The sequence below is a fragment of the Desulfofustis glycolicus DSM 9705 genome, assembly GCF_900130015.1.
Lineage (GTDB): Bacteria > Desulfobacterota > Desulfobulbia > Desulfobulbales > Desulfocapsaceae > Desulfofustis > Desulfofustis glycolicus.
This window is the reverse complement of record NZ_FQXS01000020.1, coordinates 42317-62466: the sequence shown is the minus strand read 5'-3', so window position 1 is coordinate 62466 and position 20150 is coordinate 42317. Positions and strand designations below refer to the sequence as shown.

The window sequence follows — 20150 nt, the reverse complement described above, 5'->3', positions numbered from 1 at the left end:
CGGTGGCTCGGTGTGTTCAGGACAGGAACTCGTCCAGCTCCCGCAGCAGTTCCTCGACGTGGCCGAGGGAGCCAACGCTCGCCCAGTTGATGTCCGGCTGCTTCGCGTCCGTTTCGAGCTTGCCGCGAATGCCCTCGATCAGCCGGGCGATGTTCTCCTGCTTTTCTCGGTACGCCTTGAGTGCCTGCTGGCGGTTTCTGTCGTAGGTCATGGCCTGCCTCCGGTTCCAGTTTTCGTGGATGCGGGACCATCCCGCGTCACATCCAATGACGCTTCTATTTCGTTGGAAATCAAGTGTTTGCAGAGATCTTTCTGCATGTGCCCCAAACCCATAACCCAAAGGAGATCAACATGTTGAAGAAGACCCTCGAATGGACCATTCCGCTGGCGCTGGCCGGGATCATGACCGGCTGCGCCACCTACCGGCCACCTGCCCAGATCCAGTCGGCGGTGGCCACCGTCAACCGCCACACGCCCGGGTACGTGACCGAGGCCAACAAGGCGCTGCGCGAGGTCGGCCACCCGGACGCCGAGCGCCTGACCGGAGTCGGTCTGCGCCTGCAGACCGCCGTGGACGCCCTTGACCAGTGGGCCAACGGCGCGAACCAGGAGGCAGGCCAATGAAAGAGATTCTTCAGGAGAACAGCGATGCCGTTCGCCAGGCCGGTGAGGCCCTGGTCGAAATCGGCACCGAGCTGGCGGCGGGACGGATTGAGAACGCCCTCGGCCGTCTGGAAGCGGCCCAGCAGCAGTACCGGGCTTGGGCGGAGTTGGACCAGGCCATCATCGACATTCAGGAGGCTGTCCACGACAGGAAGAACACTCTGGCCGTGCAGCAGATCCTGACGGAACTGGTGGGCACCATCCTCGGCAGCGCCTTGAGGACGGGAATGCACTGATGGCGGTAACCGACAAGGAGCGCAAACTTGCGGCGACCCTGAGCGATCCCGTGTTGTGGGGGCAAGCCTACCTCTACAACCGGGATGGCTCAGGCCGCGACTATTGGCCGCATCAGGTGGAGGACCTGCGCTGCCCGGCCAAGAACATCATCCACCTCGACGGCCGGGACGTGGGCAAGTCCATCGTGCTCTCGACCGACGCGCTCCATTACGCCTTTACCACCCGGGGCGGCCAGGGCCTCATCGCGGCTCCGCACCAGGGGCACCTCGATACCATCATCGAAGAGATCGAGTTCCAGCTCGACACCAACCCGGATCTGATGAACAGCATCGCCCTGACCAAGTACGGCAAGCCCAAGATCCACCGCAAACCCTACTTCCGGCTGGAGTTCACCAACGGTTCGGTGCTCTATTTCCGCCCGGCCGGGGCCTATGGCGACGCCTTCCGGTCCTTGCACGTGGGCCGCGTCTGGGTCGATGAAGGAGCCTGGCTGACCGAACGGGCCTGGAAGGCGCTGCGCCAGTGCCTCAAGGCCGGGGGGACGCTACGCATCTACTCAACGCCCAACGGCCTGCGCGACACCACCTATTACCGGCTCACCTCATCGGATCAGTTCCATGTGTTCCGCTGGCCGTCTTGGCTCAATCCCCTGTGGACCGAGGATCGCGAGGCCGAATTGCTGGAGTTCTACGGCGGCCGTGACAGCTCCGGTTGGCAGCACGAGGTGGCCGGTGAACACGGTAAGCCATCCTATGGGGCCTTCAATGTCGAGCAGTTCAACCTCTGTCGGCAGGATCTGCTGGAGTACCAGAAGATCGTCATCACCGATTCCGAGATGCGCGACTGCGACACCGAGGAAGCGGCCCACGACCGGCTGGAGATGCTGCTCAACCTCACGCCCCGCAGCGGTCAGTTCTGGGTCGGCGGCGACCTGGGCTACACCAACGATCCCACCGAGATCGTCGTATTCCAGGAGTTGGAGATCGGCGAGCGGACGCTGCTGAAGATGATCCTGCGCGTTCATCTCGAACACGTTTCCTACCCGCACATCGCCCAGATCATCGCGCTGCTGGAGCGTTACTACACCCCGGCGGGCATCGGCGTGGACAACGGCGGCAACGGCCTGGCCGTGGTCCAGGAGCTGCTCACCCTGGACAAGTACAAAGGGCTGGAGCTGGAAGGCAGGCTCAAGGGATACGACTTCGGCGGCATGACCCGGCTGGCGGTCCGCGACGGCAAGGAAGTCAAGAAGCGGACCAAGGAGCTGATGACCAGCCTCATCAACGGAGCCCTGCAGCGCAAGCAGCTCATTTTCCCCTCGGACGATCTGGAGGTGGAAGACCAGTTCACCACCCACACCTACACCCTGCGGGACGGCAAGATCATCTATTCCAAGGGCAACGACCACATCATCGACGCGGTGCGCTGCGCCATGCTGATCCGGGAGGAAGGCAACCTCGACCCGGTCGGCGAAGAGGTGGTCTCGCTCAAGCCGGTGCTCACCAATCCGGTCTTCATCTGACCGCATCCTCCGACGCTTTCCACCCCGCTCCGGTAAGTAACAGGCATCGAGCCGGATTCGGCCCACACGGGCCGGATGTGCGGCTGTCATGGCCGAAACTACCGAGAGGATCACGTGGAAAGCACCGCCCATCAGGACGAACAACCCGAAAGCCTGGACACCACCGGCTTTGTCATCGCGCCGCTGGCCGCTGCGGCCGCGCTCGACTCGGCAGCCTTCAGCAAGGTCAACGCCGCCGAGGCGATTCCTGCCACCTGGGAAGAACGCGCCCGCAAGGCATGGGAATACTATGTCGAGGAGCCGCTGGTGAAGAACTGCGTCAACTCCTGGCGCACCTTCGCCGTGGGCGACGAGATCAAGATCACCAGCGACGACGAGACCCTCAAGGAGCAGGCCCTGGAGGCCGCCTGGCGGCTGAACATCTCGCAGTTCATCAAGGACATGGTTCTTCAGCTCCTGGTGAAAGGCGACGCCATCGGCTTCAAACGCTTCACCAAGTCCGGCCAGGACATCGAGGAGCTGGTCTGCGTCAACCCGGTTTCGGTCAAGGTCAAATACGCCCAGGGCGAGCTGATCGAGGCCCGGCAATTTCCCGAGGACACACCCGGCGGCGGCGAATCCATTCCGCTGCCCGTCGAGCAGGTGGTCCACCTCAAATGGGACGCACCGGCCTTCTCGCCCCGAGGCAACTCCCTCGTGCTTCCCGCCTTTCAAGCCATCGAACTGCTGCGCGACTACCGCCGGGCCGAACAGGCCATCGCCAAGCGCTGGGCCACGCCGTTCCGCCTGCTCAAGGTGGGTGGCGCGTTCGGCCAGAAGATGGTGATGCCGGACCAGCGGATGCTCGAACAGGTCCGCGACATGGTCAACAAGATGGACATGAAAAGCGGCCTGGTGGTCCCGTTCTACGTCAACGTCGAAACCCACGGCACCGACGGCCAGGTCCTCAACGTCGAGGACAAGGTCAAGGAGGTGAAGGAAGACATCGTGGTGGCCTTGGGGCTGTCACGCTCGCTGGTGACCGGCGACGGTCCGAACTTCGCCACCGCCTCGGTGAGCATGCAGAAGATGATGGTCATGATCCGCGAGATCAAACAGGCCGCTCGCAAGCTCCTCGACTGGGTGTTCGACGACTGGATGGAACTTAACGGCCACGGCGACAAGAGCATCCAGTTCATCTTCAACGACCTCGACCCCAGCGACGCGGTCGATTTCAAGAAGCTCCTCATCGAACTCTACGACCGCAAACTCATCAGCCGCTCCAGCCTCCAGCTCAAGATGGACCTGGACCCGGACATCGAGGCCGCCAACCGCGAGACCGAACGCAAACAGATCGACCTGATGGACGAGAAACAGGTGAAGCCGGTGGTGGATATGGTCGTCTCCGGCATCCTCAGCGTGCCTCGTGCTCGGAAGATGCTCGGGATTCCGGCCGAGGACGATGAACCCACGGCGGAGGCGGCATTAGTCTGGTCGGGCGACCTGGAGTCCACCGGCATTGCTGCCGTGTGCGACGAGTGCAGCCACTTCATTGCTGACACCAACCACTGCCGGGTCCACAACAGCGAGCGCACCTTCGACGCCCCGGCCTGTCGTTTCATCGACCGCCGGGAGCCCCGCTGATGCCGTCGGACCTCAAGCAGCGCATCCAAGCGGCCACACTGAAGAGTCTGACGGCCCGCAACCGCTACAACGACCAGGTCACGGCCCAGCTCACCCAGGCGCTCAAACAGGCCGAAGACGAGGTCGCCCGCGCCATCCTCCAGTACCGCTCCCTCGGCTCCCTGCCGGACAACAAGCTCGCCGCCCTCAAAGGGCTGGAAAAGCTCCAGCTCGAACTCGACGACACCATGAAACGGCTCAAGCGGGAGCAGACCCTGGTCTTTCGCAAGACAACCAAGGACTCCTTCAAGCTCGGCATCCAGCAGGGAATCGGCGAACTCGCCGACGCGGCGCTGCCGTTCTACGCCGACCTCAAACCAGAAGGCATCGACAAGCTGGCCACTAAGGTGTTCACCATCGTCGACACCAATGCCCTCGACTTCATGGTGCAGTACAACCTCACACTCGCCGGTGACGTTCACCGCGAACTCGCAGACGGCATCAAGCGCACCATCCTGAACGGCGTCGCCACGGGTAAGGGAGCCGACGACATCGTCCGGGATATGGGCAAGGTGATCATCGACAAGGACTCCTTTCGCCAGGCCGGAAGCCGGGTGTTCAGCAAGGCTCAGTACCGCATGGAGATGATCGCCCGCACCGAGGTCCTCCGCGCCCACAACATGGGCAGGCTCAAATTCCACGAGCGGGTCGGCATCCAGAAACTGGAATGGCTGGCCATGGAGGATGAGCGCATGTGCCCGGTCTGCGGCGGCCTGGACGGCAAGACCTTTCCCATCGACAAGTTCCCCCAGCAACCCGCGCATCCGCACTGCCGCTGTACCAACATCGTGGCCTGGCCGATGACCGTCTGCGGTAGCGAGATGGCAACCAAGGCCGCCGCCCAGGCATCGCAGGGGGACGCCTGCATTCTACCGCCCCATGTGCTGGAAGGCATGGCCGCCGCCCAGGCCAAGGAGAACGCCAAGCTCAAGAGCGCCTTTGAAACCGGCGACATCGCCGACCTCGGTTCGCTGACGGTCAAACAGCTCCAGACCCTGGCGAAACAGAACGGCGTGGCCATTGCCCGGACCAAGGCCGATTTCATCAAGCTGCTCGATCTGGCCGAACCGGGGATCGATCACGGTGACCTGGCCGGAGCGGCGCTCAGCGCCAAGCTCAAGGAACACAAGATCGGTCTGCTGCGGACCAAGGAAGAACTGGTCGAGCTGCTGGGACTGAAGCAGGCGGAACTCAAACAGGCCAAGCTGCTCGCCGCCCAGATGGCGAAGATCCCGCCCGCCGAGGGGCTGGAAGGCATGACCGCCCAGCAGCTCAAGGAGATGGCGAAGGAGAACGGCATCTCTCTCAACATGACCAAACAGGAGACCATCGAGCTGCTCGACAAGCTGGAGCCCGGCGTGGATCACAGCGGCCTGATGGGCAAGGAACTCGCGGCGGCCAAACAGAAGCACGGCATCGGCATCCTCAAGAACAAACAGCAGCTCGTCGAAGCGCTACAGAAGAAGGCCGGTGCCGACATGGCCGAGTCGGTCAAGAAAAAGGCGGTCGACGAGGCCAAGCAGAAGTTGATCCTGAAACAGAAAACGGCCCTCGAAGACGCCGCCAAGGCCGTGGTCGTTCCCGACACGCCGACCGGCTATAAGGATTTCCTCGACGCGATTGCCAAGGCGGAACAGGCGGTTTCCGGCGGCACCGATCTGCCCCAGGAGCTGCTCGCGGCCCACAGCAAGGAAATCGCCCTCAAAAAACAGCTCTTCCAGGATCAGGTCGGAAAACTGAAATCGGCAGAGCTCAAGACGCTCGCCAAGGAGACCAAGGTCCAGTATTGGCAGTGGGCCAACAAAGACGAGCTGACCACGCTCTTCACCGAGACCGACCCGGCGAAAATCAAGGCGGTTCAGGCCAGCATCGACACCAAGCACGCGGCCTGGGCCGAAAAGCATGGAGGCAAGAAGAAAACCGCTCCTGCCAAGCCCGCCACGCCGAAGAAAGAGCCGCCGAAACCGGCTCCACAGCCGAGCCCGGTCAAGCCGCCCGAGGCCAAGATCGGCAAGAAAGGCGCGGAGTTCGCCACAGTCGATTCAGCGTGGCAGCAGAAAGGTCTGCCGTCAAAATTCAAGAAAACCGGCAAGGCCGCAGTCGGCGGCGCACACGAAAAGGAGTTCTGGACCGACGAAAACGGCGACAAATGGCTGTTCAAGCCCATTGGCCGCAAGGATGATGAGTTCATCGCCTTCGGAGAGGAAGCCGCCTACAAGATCGGCCGCCTGATCGACCCCCATTCCATCGAGGTGCGCACCATCCAATTGAACGGCCGCACCGGCTCCATCCAGAAATGGCGTACCGATCTGCGGGACGACTTCGATTTTCGCAACATCCTGCCACAGGATCTGACCACCATCGAACTGGAGCAGATCCAGCGCGAGCATGTGGTCGACTGGCTGATCGCCAACCACGACGGACACTCCAAGCAATTCATCCGCGCCCGGGACGGTCGCGTCTACGGCATCGACAAAGGCCAGGCATTCAAGTTTCTGGGCCAGGACAAGCTCTCGTTCGACTATCACCCCAACGGCGTCTGCGGCGAGGAAGAGCCGTTTTACAACAAGGTCTTCCGGGGGGCCAAGGAAGGGAAGGTACGGGTCGATCCGAACGCGACCCTTCGCTACATCCAGGAAGTCGAAAAGATCGCCGACGAGGATTACCTCGATCTGCTGCGGCCATACGCCGAGGGACGGTTTTCCAAGGACCCGGCCGGGATGCGGCATTTCTACGATCTGGCCCTGGAGCGGAAACACAATCTCAGGCGGGACTTCGAAGGCTATTACGCCGATGTGCTGGGGGATCGGGGCTTCCGTTTCGACAAGCTGAGCGCCGCCACCGGGAAGAAAAAGTTGCTCTCCTCCGCCGAAGAGACCCTGGTCGAAGAGGCCCGCAAACTCGGCTGGCAGGGCAAGACGCTGCCCTTCGACAGTGGCGACGTGGAGGACCAGAACGCGCTGATCTTCACCGAGAGTTTCAAAGGGAAGAAGCGAACCGTGGTCAAGATGAAGATCCGGCCGGACACCGACCGCCGCATCGACGAGGTGCTGCGCAGGTATGTGCAGACGGCGGTCGGGGAAAAGGGACAACCGCTGGTCGAAGACAGCTTCTTTCCGACGATTCTGGACGCCGTCAAAAACGTCAATTTCCACGTGGGCGACGGCAAGTACAACCGGACCAAGATCGACAAGGCACTGCGCCTGCGCAAGAAACTGGAGACCCTGCAAAAGAACACCGACCCCAAGGTCAAGGAGATGGCGGACCATTATCTGAAATGGGTCAAGGAGATCGAAGAGTCCGTCGACTGGGACCGGGCCACCAACGGCGTATTCGAGCAGTACCTGCCCAAGCTCGACGCGCAGAAACCCAAGGAGAAACCGCCGTTCAAGGTGGAACGCGGCAAGGTGACCCACATCAAGCGCAGGATCGGTTCCGGCACCATTACCGTCGAGGCCGACGACATCGACAACCGGACGCTGTTCAATCACAACTCCCGCATGCAGGACGGACACCAGTACACCGTCACCTTCGAGGACGGCACCCGGGTCCGCTATCGCCCCTGGTCGGACACCAACCTCTACGCCCAGCGCGGCGAGCTGGAAATGTTCCTGGATGGCGACGCCACCCCCGGACGGGTCGAGGCGATGCTGGAAAAGCTCGAACAGCTTGGCATCGACACACGGGTGGCCACTGCGGAAAACGCCGAGCAGATGTACCTCGAAAAGCTCGCCTACATCCGCAAGACCGACAAGAGCGCTGATTACAAACGGCTGCAGAAATCGCTCGACGACCGCAACGCCAGCACCACCGAGCGTGTTCAGGCCCTGCGCGGCTATTGGCAAAAGGAGCTGGGCGTCCAGGACATCACCCAACTTTCCGGATACAACCCGCTGGGCGAATACCAGGCGGGCTTTCTGGACCGCGACGCCAAGGGCGGATACCGGCACCAGTTCCGGTTCGACATCACCGAGGAGGACCTGGAAAAACAGATGAAGGGCTATTCGCTGGTCCACGATCTGACCAACGGCGAGAGCATGTCCGGCTTCATCGACATGATCATGGAGAACAACGGAGCTATGGTCAGCACGGTAGAGAAAATGCGCATGGGCGTGGCTCCGGGCGGAATGTCCCCGGTGGCCGACATGCAGACCGGCGGCGCGAGCTATTTTTTCACCCGGATCAAGAAGCAACCGGCCAGCGACGCCTCACCGGCTCTCTATTTCAAGAAACAGATGCTGCGGCGCATGGACGCCATCAGTTATGACCATGACGCCTACGGCAAGGTGATCGACGACTACGTGCAGCGCAACCGGGGAGCCAGCATCGACGACTGGAAGCGGTTCTCGCAGCGCCATGGCAACGAAACCATCTTCAAATACTCGGTGACGCTGCTGGACAACGTCGAGTTCATCGTGGCCAGAAGCGACAACGAACGTCGGGAGATCATCCAGAGTTTCACCCGGCGCGGCATCAAGAAACTGCCCGACGGGCGCAAGGTGGAGGACATTGTCCATACCCCGCAAAGCTGGAGCAAACGCAAACAATGACCATAAAGGACTTTATCGAACAGGAGAAACGACGGCTGCAGGAAGCGCTGCACTGGTTCAACAACCGGGGCAGTCGCATGACCGTCAGAGAATCCGGGGATCTCTTTCTGGACGCCCTGGTGGACAGCTTCACCGTCACCCGGATCGCTCCCCATTTCGACACCGCTGGAAACCATCTGCACACCGATTTCTGGCTGTTGTGGAAGGCACTCGGTTACGACGAGGGCTTTCAGCACGCCCACACCATCAAGGTGGTCGATGTCCGGGTCGAAGACACACTGATGGCCGAACATGACGGCAAGGAGGCCGAAGGCTGGCTGATTGTCGAGCTGACCGACGATCTGGGCCGGATTCACCATGTCGAAATGATCGAGCCGGTCTCGGAGCCCGAGCTCGCGGCGGACTGGCAACGCTGGATCGCCTACCGCCAGAAAAGCGCCGAAAGATTCCGCCGGATCGACGCCCAGCTTCTAGCCGAACATCTCCGGATCGCGGAGGACTGGTCATGAAACTGCGCTATATGCTCGACTCGATAATCGCAGACCGGCAAGCCACCGCCCCGGAATACGTGCCCGTGGGCGTCTGGGTTCAGGGGCCGGGTCCCGGTCTGGATGTGGAGATGTACTATCTCGACCGTGGGCCGAACGGGCTTGCCGACCGCAGGGACGAGGCCGCCTGGGTGGTCAACCGTCTGGTCGAGGCCGGGGCCACCTCGCTTCCGGCGGATTTTCTCGAATACCACCGGCTGTCCCGCTCCCCCTATGACGGGGTCTTTTCCGAGATCACCGAGAGCGACGAATACCCCTCCCTCGACGCCTGCGGAAAGGCCGTTCTGGCCCGGCTGAACCCCGCCCGCTGAAATTCGCCGTCACCCTCCGACACATCGCCGACGCTTCCGGTAAGTAACCGCTGAATGCTCCCCGCAGGTCGCGGAGAGCACAGCAAACTGACCGGAGACGTTGATGGAACTGTTCGCCACAGACCTGGAAAGGCTGGCGTTTCTACTGGAGGCCGATGCGGCGCTGACTCTCGATCCCGATGCGCTCGGGACCGAGGCCGCCGAACAGTCCGCTCCTGAAGAGCTCCCTCCCGAGAAGCGCCCCAAGTACATCACCAACTACATCGGCAGTAAGCAGAAGCTCGTCGACTGGATCTGGAAGCATACCCCGGAAGGCGTTGGCACCGTGCTCGACGCCTTTTCGGGGTCTGCGGTCGTGGCCTACATGTACAAGACCAAGGGCCTCCAGGTCATCGCCAACGACCGGCTCCGCTACTGCCACCATGCCGCCAAGGCGATCATCGAGAACAACTCGGTTCGCCTGAGCGAGGACGAGATCGAGGCACTCCTGGCCGACAACGCCAAGGCGGGCAGCTTCGTTCAGGACAACTTCAAGGGCATCTTCTTCGCCAAGGGCGTCCATGCGCTGATCGACACCATCCGCGCCAACTGCGACAAGCTCTCCGGTTTCAAGAAAGACATCGCCCTGTTCGGCCTCGGCAAAACCTGCATGAGCGGCAAGGGCGGCTTCGGCCACTTCTCGTCGTCCACCGATTATGGCCGCCGCCAGGACACCCCCGACGAGTTCAAGGATCGTCTGCGCAAGAATCTGCAGCGCATCAACGCCCTGGTCTTCGACAACGACAAGGAAAACAAGGCATACCGGCAGGACATCAACGATCTGCTGCCGAAAGCCAAGGCGGATCTGGCCTACTTCGATCCGCCCTACGCCACCGAGTTCTCGACCACCAACTACGAGCGGGCCTACCACTTCGTGGAGGGGCTCATGACCTATTGGGAAGGGCTCGAAATCAAGGCCGACACCAAGGTCAAGTATTACGAGACCGACCACAAGACCGTCACCAAGGCCAACGCCAGCGAGTTTTTCCAGACCTTCCTCGGCAATGCCAAGCACATCCCGCACTGGCTGATCTCCTACCGCGATCACGCCTATCCCAACGAACAGGAGCTGAAGCGGATCATCGGCTCCTTCGGCAAACAGAGCCGGATGAAGTCCAAGGATCACCACTACGCCATCACCTCCAAGCACGGCGAGGCTTCCAACGCCAAGGAGCGTCTGTTCGTCTGCGCTCCCGGGGCCAAGGCCAGCGCCGAACGGGAGGAGAAACCCTTTCCGATGGCCGCCGCCGCGAACTTCCACACCAGCATCCCCGTGGACATCCGGCTGGGCGATGGTGAACGCCTCGCGACCGAGGCCATGGATGTCGGTTCGGCGGGCGACCCCCAGTTCAGCTTCGTTCTCTGCCGCACCGGGACCAACAAGAACGGCGACCACTTCACCGCCGAGGAGTTGTCCGGTCGGCACATGACAGCCGTGAACAAGAAGGTCGATCTGCAGCATTCGCAGGAGTTCAACGACATCGTCGGTGGCATCGTCGCCGCCGACTACCTGGAGGACGACAACGGCGGCCGCGTGGAATGCGTCGGCGAGCTGTACGTCCACGACACCCCGGCCGCCAGGCTGGCCTACAAGCTTATGAAGCGCGGGATCATCTCCCAGGTCTCCATGGAGTGCGACTACCAGGAAGGCGAATGTTCGGTCTGCCATAAGCGCTTCCAAAACAAGGCCGATTACTGCACGCACCTGCGCAAGTTCAAGGGCCGTGATTTCAATGGCCAACCTGTTTTCGAGATTCTGCACGGCGTCACTTTCACCGGACTGGGACTGCTCGACCGCAAAGGCGCGGACGAGAACGCCAGGATTCTGCAGGTGGCGTCCCTTCAGAGCCAGCCCGACCAATCCCAACCCGAAGGAGATTCCACGATGGAAGACAAAACCAAACCCACCGATGACCAGGCCGCCAAGACTGAATCTGACGCGGCCAAGAAGAAACCGGCCCAGCAGGAAGGCGATCCTGCTCGCGTTACCGACCTGGAAAAGGAAAACCGGCAGCTCAAGGCCCAGGTCGCCGAGCTGCAGAAACGAGTCCAGGAACTGGAAGCCGAACAAAAGGCGGCCGCCTGCCGCTCCCGGGCCAAGAAGCTGCTCACCCGGCTGGAGAAGCAGGGACTCTCCTTCGCTTCCGAGGAGGACCGGGAAGCCGAACTGAAACGCCTGGCCGAACTGTCCGACGAAGCCTTCGCCGCCACCGAGGCCGCTTACGAACGCCTGCCCAAGTCGGCCAAAGCGGACAAGGACAAGGAAGAGAAACCCGCCGACAGCGACCAGGGCGGCAAGCCCGCCGCCAAGGCCTCGACGGAAACCCCGCTGCGCAGCGACGCCGGTGTCCGGCCCCACGATGTGGACGACCGCAAGGTGTCGCTCGAGGACCGCCTGCGCGACGGGTTCATGGCCGCTTACCGCAACCGTGTCGGCGAGGACTCTCCCGAACACTCGGAAATCAACGCATAAGGAGGAAACACCATGTCATTTATCAATCCGTGTCACCGCAGCCTCGCCTATGGCGACGGCCACATCCAGGGCGACGGCCAGCTTGGCCAGGTGGTCCGCATGGTCGGCGACGACCTGTTCGCCGTCAACACCGATCCCACCAAGCGCTCCTTCGGCATCCTGATCAAGGACTACGCCGGTGGCGAAATGCCCGGCATCTACTGTGACGGCGGCGTCTACGAGACCGACGCCTTCGAAGGGACCGTCGTCGCCGGAGACGACCTAAAAGTTTCGGCGGGCGGTCGTCTGACCAACGGCGTCGCGGCCGGAGAGCACGTCGTCGCCCACGCCATTTCCGTACAGAGCGGCGTCCTCAAATTCCGCCTACTCGTCTAACCCAAGGAGCCAACGCACATGAAAACCAATCAGTTGAAGATCCACTCCCAGGAGTACATGGAAACCATGGCGCGGCTCATGAGCGAGGCTCTCGAGTCGCCCGAAGGCATGCGGGCGCTTGCCGCCGCCATTGCCGCGCCCATCGAACAGGAGATCAAGCGCAAGGAGATCTCCTCGCTGCTGCTCACCAAGCACACGCTGCCCAAGGGCGAACGTCCGGTTTACCAGAAGAAACCGACCGTCAAGGCCCACTGGATCAGCAAGGACGGCGACGCCCAGGAGCAGGAGGTGGGCAAGGACGAAGTCGAGTTCCCCACCAACCGCATCCACTCCAATCCGATGGTGGACGTGTCCGTCCTCAAGAACGGCAACATCGGCACGCTGATGGACATCCAGACCAGCGCCGCCGACGCCATCCGCAAGGAGATGGACCGCCGCACCATCTCGGTGCTCTCCTCGGCCATCCCGGCGACCAACACCATCGAGGTCACCGGCGACCTGCTCACCGAAGAGGCGCTGAACGAGGCCATCTCGATCATCGAGGACCTGGAGCTGTCGGTGAAGTACATCGTCATGCGCGGCCGCCGGTTCAACGACATGCGCGGCTGGAACCTCGATCCCCAGACCAAGCTCGAGCTGCGCCAGAAGGGTGTCATCAAGAACTACGGCACCGGCGGCATTCTGCTGACCGCCTCCATGCCGCTGGACGAGATCATCATCGTCCCGGATGAAGAGGTCGGAAAGATGCCGGTGCGCGAAAACCTGAAGACGGAGTCCATCGATCAGAAGACCCGCTTCAAGACCGGCTGGCTGGTGTGGTCCGAAATCGGCCAGGGCATTACCCGCCCTGACATCATGGCCAAGGTCAAACTGGTTCCGTAATCCGGGAGGTGACGTGAGATGAATCGAATCAAGAACATCCGTCCCGGCGTTCTGGTGATCCCCGACGCCGGGCTGAAACTCAAGCCCGGCCAGGTGGTCGAGGTGGAACGCCTCACCAAGCAGATCCAGGCGGCGCTCAAGAACGGCCGCCTGGCCATGGCCGACAAACCGAAGCAGGAACCGCTCGCCCCTCCAGAGCCCGACCAGGACGCGGAACCGGTGGACCTGAGCAAGCTCTCCGCCACCGACGCCATCTCCAGGGTCAACGAGGAGGCCAATCCTGAGACCCTCAAAGGCTACATGGACACAGAGAAACGCCGCACGGTGATCGACGCGCTCAAGAGCCGTCTGGAGGGCCTGCAAGGTGCTGCTGAGTGACCTGATCGCCGACCTGCGGCTCGACCTGTCCGATCCGGGCGCATCTCTCTTCGAGGACCAGACTCTGGAGAGATGCGTCCGGAAAGCCGTTTTCCGGGTCGGCCGTGACCTCGACCAATCGCAGACGGTCACGGCCGGAGAGATCACCCCCGATCCCACCGGCGAGGTCCGCGAGCTCCTGGTGATCATGGCGCAGATCCACGCCTGCCAGGTCATGCGTTCGGCCACCGCCAACGCCTTCTCCTTTTCCAGTGGCGACAAGCGGGTGGATAAAACCGGCCAGCCCGGCCACTGGGCCAAGCTCGAGGCCGATCTGCTCGCCGACTACCGCCAGCGGCTCACCGAGCTGCGTCCGGCCACCCAGCTCGACCAGGAAGCCTACATCCTGACCCCGAGCGGCCTCACTCCGGTCATCTACGAACAAGGGATCGATCTCGATGTTGTTGAATGACCGGGAACGCGCCGAAGCCGTGGCCGATGTCGCCCGGCTGATCCTCTCCTCGGGCCAGACCGCACGCATCTTGCGCGTGGTTCCCGGCGAGCGGCTCTACGGCACCGACGATGCCGAATACACGGAAATCTCCGTCATCCCCCTCGAACTGAACGAAACCCCGCCGGAGGAGCTGAGCGGCAAGATCGACGCGCTCGCCTGTGTCCTTCCGGATGCCGATGTCCGGGGTGAAGACCGCCTGGCCGCAGACAGGGAAACCTATCGCATACAGAGTGTGGAAGAAGAACACTTCTTCGGCACCGTCACTCATAAGAACCTGCAACTGGTGAAGCTCAATGGGCGTTAGGCGGACCGGTGACTGGGACAAGGCCCGCGCCAAGCTGACCACCGGCATGGGGCCACGCCTGGCCACGGCCCTGCGTCAGGCCACGATCCGCAACGCCCTTTTTCTGGTGCGCGAGATCCAGCGGGGGATTCGCTCCCAGGCCCCGGGCGGACAGGCCTTCGTGAAACTCGCCGAGAGCACCACCCTGCGCAAAGGCTCAAGCAAGGCGCTCATCGACACCGGCTTTCTCGTCAACGCCATCACCCAGAAGATCATGGCCGACAAGGCGTTCGTCGGCCTGCTGCGCGGCACCGTCAACAAGGACGGGGAAGACATGGTGAACATCGGTGCCGTCATGGAGTACGGGGCCACCATCAAACATCCGAACGGCGCGACCATCATCATCCCCGCCAGACCCTTTCTGCATCCGGTGATGGATAAGTACCGCGAGCAGATCCTCCAGAACTATCGCGAGGCGATCCGCTCCGCGCTTTGAGCCTCCGACACATCGCCAGCGCTTCCGGTAAGTAACCAGGCAGAAAACGGAGGCGTCCTTTGAGCACGATACAGACCGTCACAGAAACCCTGATCCGCCTGGCCAAGCAGGCCATCCACTCGGACACCGTGCTGGTGTTCCCGGATGACCTGTTCGAGGTCCAGCGCACCCCCAGCGTCATCCTCCAGGGGCCGAAGCTGACGGAAGACCGTTTCCGTCGCAGCCAGAGCCGCCTGTTCGAGAAGAATGTCGCGGAGCTGAGTTTCGAGGAGTGCCGGTTTCCCCGGCTCTATCACCTCGATTTCGATCTGGTGGTAACCGTGGATCGGGAGGCCGAACTGCTCGGTTTTCACGAATCGGTGTCGCGGTTCCTCCAGCTTCACCCGGAGATCGCCATCGTCGACCAGGGCAGCCTGAACCTCACTGAACTGGTTCCTCTGGGCGGCCTGGCCCGGGTGAACCTCTCCAACCTCCGGCAAAGCTCCGGACGCATCCGCATCGAATCCTGCCCGGTGTACGACGGCGACCTGCGCGACGGTCGGCTGATCCGGGACCGGACCTTCCAGTTTCACGGCGACGTGACAGAGCAACGAACCATTCAACCGTAAAGGAGAACAACCGTGATCGAGATCAGAAACCTGCAGTTCCAACCCCTGACGTTCAACCTCTCCGGCCAGGGAACCCTTCACCTCGGGCCGCGAGAACGCAAGAGCATCGCCCGCAAGGACCTCTCCGCCGAGATCAAGACCGCCGGAAAACGCGGCCTGGTGCGCATCACCGACCTGACCGGCGGCGCGGAACCGGAACCGGAAAAGCCCACGGCAACCGATGACGCCGCAGCCGATGAGGCCAAGACCACCAGCAAGCGGAGGAAATAACCATGCCGACCTATCTATCGCCCGGGATTTACACCCGGGAAACGGACTTCAGTTTCTATGTGAAGCAGATCTCGACCTCGTCGGCTGCCATGGTCGGAGTGGCCGAGAAAGGCCCGATCAACAAGCCTGTGCTGGTGACGAGCTGGGAACAGTTTATCAACCGTTTCGGCTCCTATATCAACGAAAGCTATCTGGCCTACGCCGCACGGGCGTTTTTCGACAACGGCGGGTCGGTCCTCTACGTCACCCGCATCGCCCATCTCACCGACTCCACCGACCGGGACACCCTGACGGCGCTCAAATCTTCCATCGTGCTGCAGAACCGGGAGGCGACGCCCGCCGACGCCCTGCGGATCGAGGCCGTGAACGAAGGCGTCTGGGGCGACCGACTCTCCATCTCCATCGAGGACGGTTCTCTCGATCCGGCCAACCATTTCAACCTGGTGGTCCGGCACAAAGGCGATGTGGTCGAGGTGTTCAAGGATCTGAGCATGGACGAGACGCTGCCGAACCATGTGGAGCTGGCGATCAACGACCGCTCGGATTTCATCCTGGTCCAGGATCTGGCCGCAGCAATGGGAACGCCCAGCGACCGTCCGGCATTGGGCGTGTTCACGCTCAGCGGCGGCGACAATGGTCTGACCGATCTGGCCGATGCGGACTTCATCGGCGATCCCTCGCAGCATACCGGCCTCTATGGCTTTGACGAGATCGACGCCCTGAACCTGCTGATGGTCCCCGGCGTCACCACAGTGCCGGTGATCAACGCCGGAATCGCCTATGCCGAGGGGCGCAAGGATCTGCTGTTCATCGCCGACACGCCCATGCACCTGGAGCCGCTCGAAGCGGTCGACTTCCGCAAGGGACAAGGGATGTACAGCCACGCGGCCTTCAACTCCTCCTACGCGGCGCTCTACTACCCCTGGCTGGAGATCAGCGATCCGGTCAACTCGCGCAAGAAGCTGGTGCCGCCCTGCGGCGCGGTGGCGGGATGCATCGCCCGCAGCGACCAGAAGACCAACGTCTGGAACGCGCCCGCCGGTATCGACCGTGGCCGCATCTTCAACACGCTCTCCCTGGCCTACAAGACCAGCCGTGGCGAGCGCGATGTGCTCTATCCGGAAGGGGTCAACGTCATCGCCGTGTTCCCCGACACCGGCATCAACATCTGGGGCCAGAAGACGCTGCAAAGCCAGCCCTCGGCCGTGGACCGCATCAACGTGCGCCGTCTGATGATGTTCATGGAGGAAGCCATCTCGGAATCCTCCCGCTTCGTGGTGTTCGAGCCGAACCATCCCCAGACCTGGCGTGCCCTCGGCCGCCTGATCAACCCCTTCCTGCAGGACATCAAGGACAAGGGTGGCCTCTACGACTTCGCATTCCAGTGCGACGAGGAGACCAATACCCCGGCGGTCATCGACCGCAACGAAATGGTGGCCCGCGTGTTCGTCAAGCCGACCAAGACGGCGGAGTTCATCGAGCTGAACTTCATCCTGACCAGCACCGGCGCGGACTTCAAAGAAATCATCTAACGGGAGAACACGGCTATGAGAAGCGGAAACATGCCCAAGAGCCTTTACCAGAACTGGCAATTCGCCATCGAGGTAAATGGCTTCGACGTGGCCCTGTTCCACAAGGGACAGGAGCCAAAAACAGAATTCGAGGAAGTGGCCTTTGCCCCGGCCGGTTCGATGTTCGACCAAAAGGTGGCAGGGCGGGTCAAGTTCGAGGACATCACCCTCGAGAAAGGCAACCTGCAGGACGGCTCCGACGAGGCGGCCCGCGAATGGATCAAGAAACAGGTGGACGTGAACGCCGTCACCGGCGGTCTTCCGGCCGACTACATGCGCGACATCGACGTTGTCCGCTACGACCGCACCGGCAACGAGACCCGCCGCTGGACCCTGCACGGTGCCTGGGTGAAGGCGCTCGAATACGACGAGCTCGAAGGCGGCAACACCGAGAACACCATCGAGAAGCTCACCATCTGCTTCCAATACTGGACCTAAACCGGAGGATCGACCATGTACAGCTTTGAACTGCCAAGCGGCACTGAACTCGAGCTTCGGGAAATGACCGGGGCCGAGGAAGAACTGCTCACCAACCAGCGCCTGATCCGTTCCGGAGAGGCGATCAACCAGGTGCTCCGCAACTGTTTCGTCCGGCTGGGCGAGAAGACCGATCCCGATCTCGCCGAGGTGATGAACCTGCTCTCGGGTGACCGGCTGTTCGCCCTGGTCCGCCTGCGCCAGATTTCCCTCGGCGACGAGGTGGAGCTGGAGCTGAGCTGCCCGAACAGCTCCTGCCGCATGACCAACTTTGTGACCATCAATCTCGAGGATCTCAAGGTCACCCCCTACGGCGAGGAGCGGGAGTTCGCCTTCAAGCTGCCCGGCTCGAAGAAAACCGTGCGCTTCGGATATCTCGACGGCCACAAGGAAAAGCGCCTGGCCAGCCTGCGTGAGCCCAACATCACCTCGGCCATGCTCATCCGCGTCCTCGACATCGACGGCAAGGCTCCCTCCAAGAAGAGCCTGGCGGAAATGTCGATGCGCGACCGCAACGCGCTGCGGCAGGAGATGTCGCGGGTCGACGCGGGAATCGACACCTCGGTCGAGACCGAATGCGATGGCTGCGGCACCAAGATCCGTACCCGCCTGGAGGCCGAACCGGCTTTTTTGTTCCCCGGAGTTCGCTTGTAAGCGACGCATTCTTTCTCGCTTACGGCGGACTGCACTGGGGCTGGTCGGAAACCCGCTCGCTGCCGCTCAGGGTCCGGCGTCAGTTCGTCGAGGCCCTCGAGCGGCAGCTTGATTTTGAACGTGAGCAAACGGAACGGCGATAGATGAACGGCGATCTCGGACTGGGCATAGTGGTATCGATGAAGGATGCGTTCTCGCAGAACGCGCAGCGCATCCGTGGCTCCATGATGGACCTCGATTCCACCGTGGCGGATGCCAGCGAGCGGATGACCCGCAACCTGGACCGCATCCAGCAAGGGACCATGATGCTCGGGGCGGGACTGGCCCTGATGGCAGTGCCCGCCGCCCTGGTCGCCTCCACCGCCGCGACCCAGAAGGCTCTGGGCGAGCTGGCGTCCCTCGGCGTGCAGGACCTCCGGGCCATCGAGGACGCCGCAGAATCCTTCACCAACCAGTGGTCCGGTGCTGACAAGGCGGCGTTCATCACTGCCACCTACGATGTGAAATCGGCCCTGTCCAACCTCAGCGACGAGGCGGTGGGCGTCTTCACCTCCATGGCCGCCATGACGGCCAAGGCGACCAAGGCCACCACCCAGGAGATGGTCGGCACCTTCACCACGGCCTACGGGATCTTCAAGCCCATCATGGCCGACATGAACGACATGGAATGGGCGACCGCCTTTTCCGGAGCCATGGCGCAGACCGTGGCCTCGTTCAAGACCAACGGCACCCAGATGGCCGACGCCATCAAGAACATCGGCGCGGTGGCTGCCGCGAGCAATATTCCGCTGAACGAGCAGCTCGCCGTGCTCGGCCAGCTCCAGACCACCATGCCCGGCTCAGAGGCGGGCACGCTGTACAAGGCGTTCATCATGAAGGCGGCCGAGGCCGGTGACGAGCTTGGCCTGTCCTTCACCGACACCAGCGGCCGTCTCAAGGGCGTGGTTCCCATCCTGCAGGAGATCAAGCGCCAGTTCCCCGATCTCTCCAACGCCGCCGCCCAGGTGAAGCTGAAGAAGGCCTTCGGCTCCGACGAGGCGGTCAAGTTCCTGCTACAGATGTCGGCGGGCATGGAGAGCCTCGAAGGCAATATCCAGTCGGTGGGCCGGGCCATGAAGACCGGCACGGCGGTCACCGAACAGATGGCCGACGCCATGAACCAGGACATCGGAGCCAGATTTCTGCTCCTGCGCCAGCAGATGGCCAACCTCAGCGAAATCCTGGGACGCACTCTGCTACCGGTGGTCACGCCGGTGATCAACGGCATCTCCCGCTTCATTCTGTTCCTGCAACGCATGGCTAAATCAATGCCGGGCGTGACCCGGGTGGTCCTGGGGCTGTCCATGGCCCTCGGCACCATTCTGGTCGTGGCCGGAGCTGTCACAGCCGCCGTAGGCATGGTGGGACTCATGCTGCCCGCCATCAAGGCCGGATTCGTGGCCATCAGCGCCGCGCTCGCCGGAGTGGGTTCGGCGGTCGCGACCTATTTTCTGCCAGTTACCGCCATCATCGCGGGCGTGATCCTCTCGTTGTATTTGCTCAAACGCGCCTGGGAAACCAACTTCGGCGGCATCCAGGACGTCATCACCGGGGCCTGGAACAAGGTCTCGCTGGTCTTCCGGGGGATCAGGGAGCTTGTGGGCTCGCTCAGCGGCGGT

At 62.2% G+C, this 20150-nt stretch carries 20 protein-coding genes and 1 pseudogene; 20 read left to right on the top strand and 1 reads right to left on the bottom strand.

Annotated features, from left to right (window positions below):
• Nucleotides 1-16: 16 nt before the first annotated feature.
• Nucleotides 17-211, bottom strand: coding sequence for a hypothetical protein (locus tag BUC26_RS15435; protein ID WP_028577525.1), 195 nt, complete (start codon nt 209-211; stop codon nt 17-19).
• A gap of 140 nt (nt 212-351) precedes the next feature.
• Between BUC26_RS15435 and BUC26_RS15430 the strand changes: the two genes are divergently transcribed.
• The 20 genes and pseudogenes from BUC26_RS15430 to BUC26_RS24545 form a co-directional block, all read left to right on the top strand.
• On the top strand, nt 352-624 hold the full coding sequence (locus tag BUC26_RS15430) for a hypothetical protein (protein ID WP_028577524.1): 273 nt from the start codon (nt 352-354) through the stop codon (nt 622-624).
• The gene (locus BUC26_RS15425) at nt 621-899 is read left to right on the top strand and encodes a hypothetical protein (protein WP_011366961.1); all 279 of its coding nucleotides are present in this window, start codon (nt 621-623) and stop codon (nt 897-899) included. Before BUC26_RS15430 ends, BUC26_RS15425 begins: the two co-directional genes overlap by 4 nt.
• Entirely contained in the window at nt 899-2422 is a 1524-nt protein-coding gene (locus BUC26_RS15420; RefSeq protein WP_028577523.1) for a terminase large subunit domain-containing protein, read from the top strand. Before BUC26_RS15425 ends, BUC26_RS15420 begins: the two co-directional genes overlap by 1 nt.
• Before the next feature lie 114 nt (nt 2423-2536).
• On the top strand, nt 2537-4045 hold the full coding sequence (locus BUC26_RS15415) for a phage portal protein family protein (RefSeq protein WP_028577522.1): 1509 nt from the start codon (nt 2537-2539) through the stop codon (nt 4043-4045).
• Nucleotides 4045-8634 carry a minor capsid protein gene (locus BUC26_RS15410; RefSeq protein WP_028577521.1) on the top strand — a complete coding sequence of 1530 codons (4590 nt, stop codon included), beginning with the start codon at nt 4045-4047 and terminating at the stop codon, nt 8632-8634. Before BUC26_RS15415 ends, BUC26_RS15410 begins: the two co-directional genes overlap by 1 nt.
• Nucleotides 8631-9143, top strand: a complete 513-nt coding sequence (locus BUC26_RS15405) for a hypothetical protein (protein ID WP_028577520.1) — start codon at nt 8631-8633, stop codon at nt 9141-9143. Before BUC26_RS15410 ends, BUC26_RS15405 begins: the two co-directional genes overlap by 4 nt.
• Nucleotides 9140-9493: a hypothetical protein gene (locus tag BUC26_RS15400; RefSeq protein ID WP_028577519.1), complete on the top strand. Its 354-nt coding sequence runs from the start codon at nt 9140-9142 to the stop codon at nt 9491-9493. Before BUC26_RS15405 ends, BUC26_RS15400 begins: the two co-directional genes overlap by 4 nt.
• Before the next feature lie 103 nt (nt 9494-9596).
• Nucleotides 9597-12005 carry a DNA adenine methylase gene (locus BUC26_RS15395; protein ID WP_028577518.1) on the top strand — a complete coding sequence of 803 codons (2409 nt, stop codon included), beginning with the start codon at nt 9597-9599 and terminating at the stop codon, nt 12003-12005.
• Between the two features lie 12 nt (nt 12006-12017).
• Entirely contained in the window at nt 12018-12380 is a 363-nt protein-coding gene (locus BUC26_RS15390; RefSeq protein WP_028577517.1) for a hypothetical protein, read from the top strand.
• An 18-nt stretch (nt 12381-12398) separates the two neighbouring features.
• Entirely contained in the window at nt 12399-13262 is an 864-nt protein-coding gene (locus BUC26_RS15385) for an HK97-fold major capsid protein (RefSeq protein WP_011366969.1), read from the top strand.
• A gap of 18 nt (nt 13263-13280) precedes the next feature.
• The gene (locus tag BUC26_RS15380) at nt 13281-13640 is read left to right on the top strand and encodes a hypothetical protein (protein ID WP_013258624.1); all 360 of its coding nucleotides are present in this window, start codon (nt 13281-13283) and stop codon (nt 13638-13640) included.
• The gene (locus BUC26_RS15375; RefSeq protein WP_028577516.1) at nt 13627-14091 is read left to right on the top strand and encodes a hypothetical protein; all 465 of its coding nucleotides are present in this window, start codon (nt 13627-13629) and stop codon (nt 14089-14091) included. Before BUC26_RS15380 ends, BUC26_RS15375 begins: the two co-directional genes overlap by 14 nt.
• Nucleotides 14078-14437 (top strand): hypothetical protein, encoded by a 360-nt coding sequence (locus BUC26_RS15370; protein ID WP_028577515.1) that lies wholly within the window; start codon nt 14078-14080, stop codon nt 14435-14437. The genes BUC26_RS15375 and BUC26_RS15370 overlap by 14 nt, the downstream gene beginning before the upstream one ends.
• Nucleotides 14427-14912: a phage virion morphogenesis protein gene (locus tag BUC26_RS15365; protein ID WP_028577514.1), complete on the top strand. Its 486-nt coding sequence runs from the start codon at nt 14427-14429 to the stop codon at nt 14910-14912. Before BUC26_RS15370 ends, BUC26_RS15365 begins: the two co-directional genes overlap by 11 nt.
• 59 nt (nt 14913-14971) lie before the next feature.
• A complete protein-coding gene (locus BUC26_RS15360) occupies nt 14972-15520 on the top strand; it encodes a hypothetical protein (protein WP_028577513.1) in 549 nt (182 codons plus the stop codon).
• A gap of 12 nt (nt 15521-15532) precedes the next feature.
• Complete coding sequence (locus BUC26_RS15355) at nt 15533-15790, top strand: hypothetical protein (RefSeq protein WP_028577512.1); 258 nt, start codon at nt 15533-15535, stop codon at nt 15788-15790.
• Nucleotides 15791-15792: 2 nt separating this feature from the next.
• Nucleotides 15793-17322 (top strand): phage tail sheath C-terminal domain-containing protein, encoded by a 1530-nt coding sequence (locus BUC26_RS15350; RefSeq protein WP_028577511.1) that lies wholly within the window; start codon nt 15793-15795, stop codon nt 17320-17322.
• 15 nt (nt 17323-17337) lie between these two features.
• A complete protein-coding gene (locus BUC26_RS15345) occupies nt 17338-17799 on the top strand; it encodes a phage tail protein (protein WP_011366977.1) in 462 nt (153 codons plus the stop codon).
• Between the two features lie 15 nt (nt 17800-17814).
• On the top strand, nt 17815-18492 hold the full coding sequence (locus BUC26_RS15340) for a T4 family baseplate hub assembly chaperone (protein WP_028577510.1): 678 nt from the start codon (nt 17815-17817) through the stop codon (nt 18490-18492).
• Between the two features lie 143 nt (nt 18493-18635).
• Nucleotides 18636-19508 (top strand): annotated as a pseudogene (locus tag BUC26_RS24545) (phage tail tape measure protein); the annotation flags it as partial.
• Nucleotides 19509-20150: the final 642 nt, after the last annotated feature.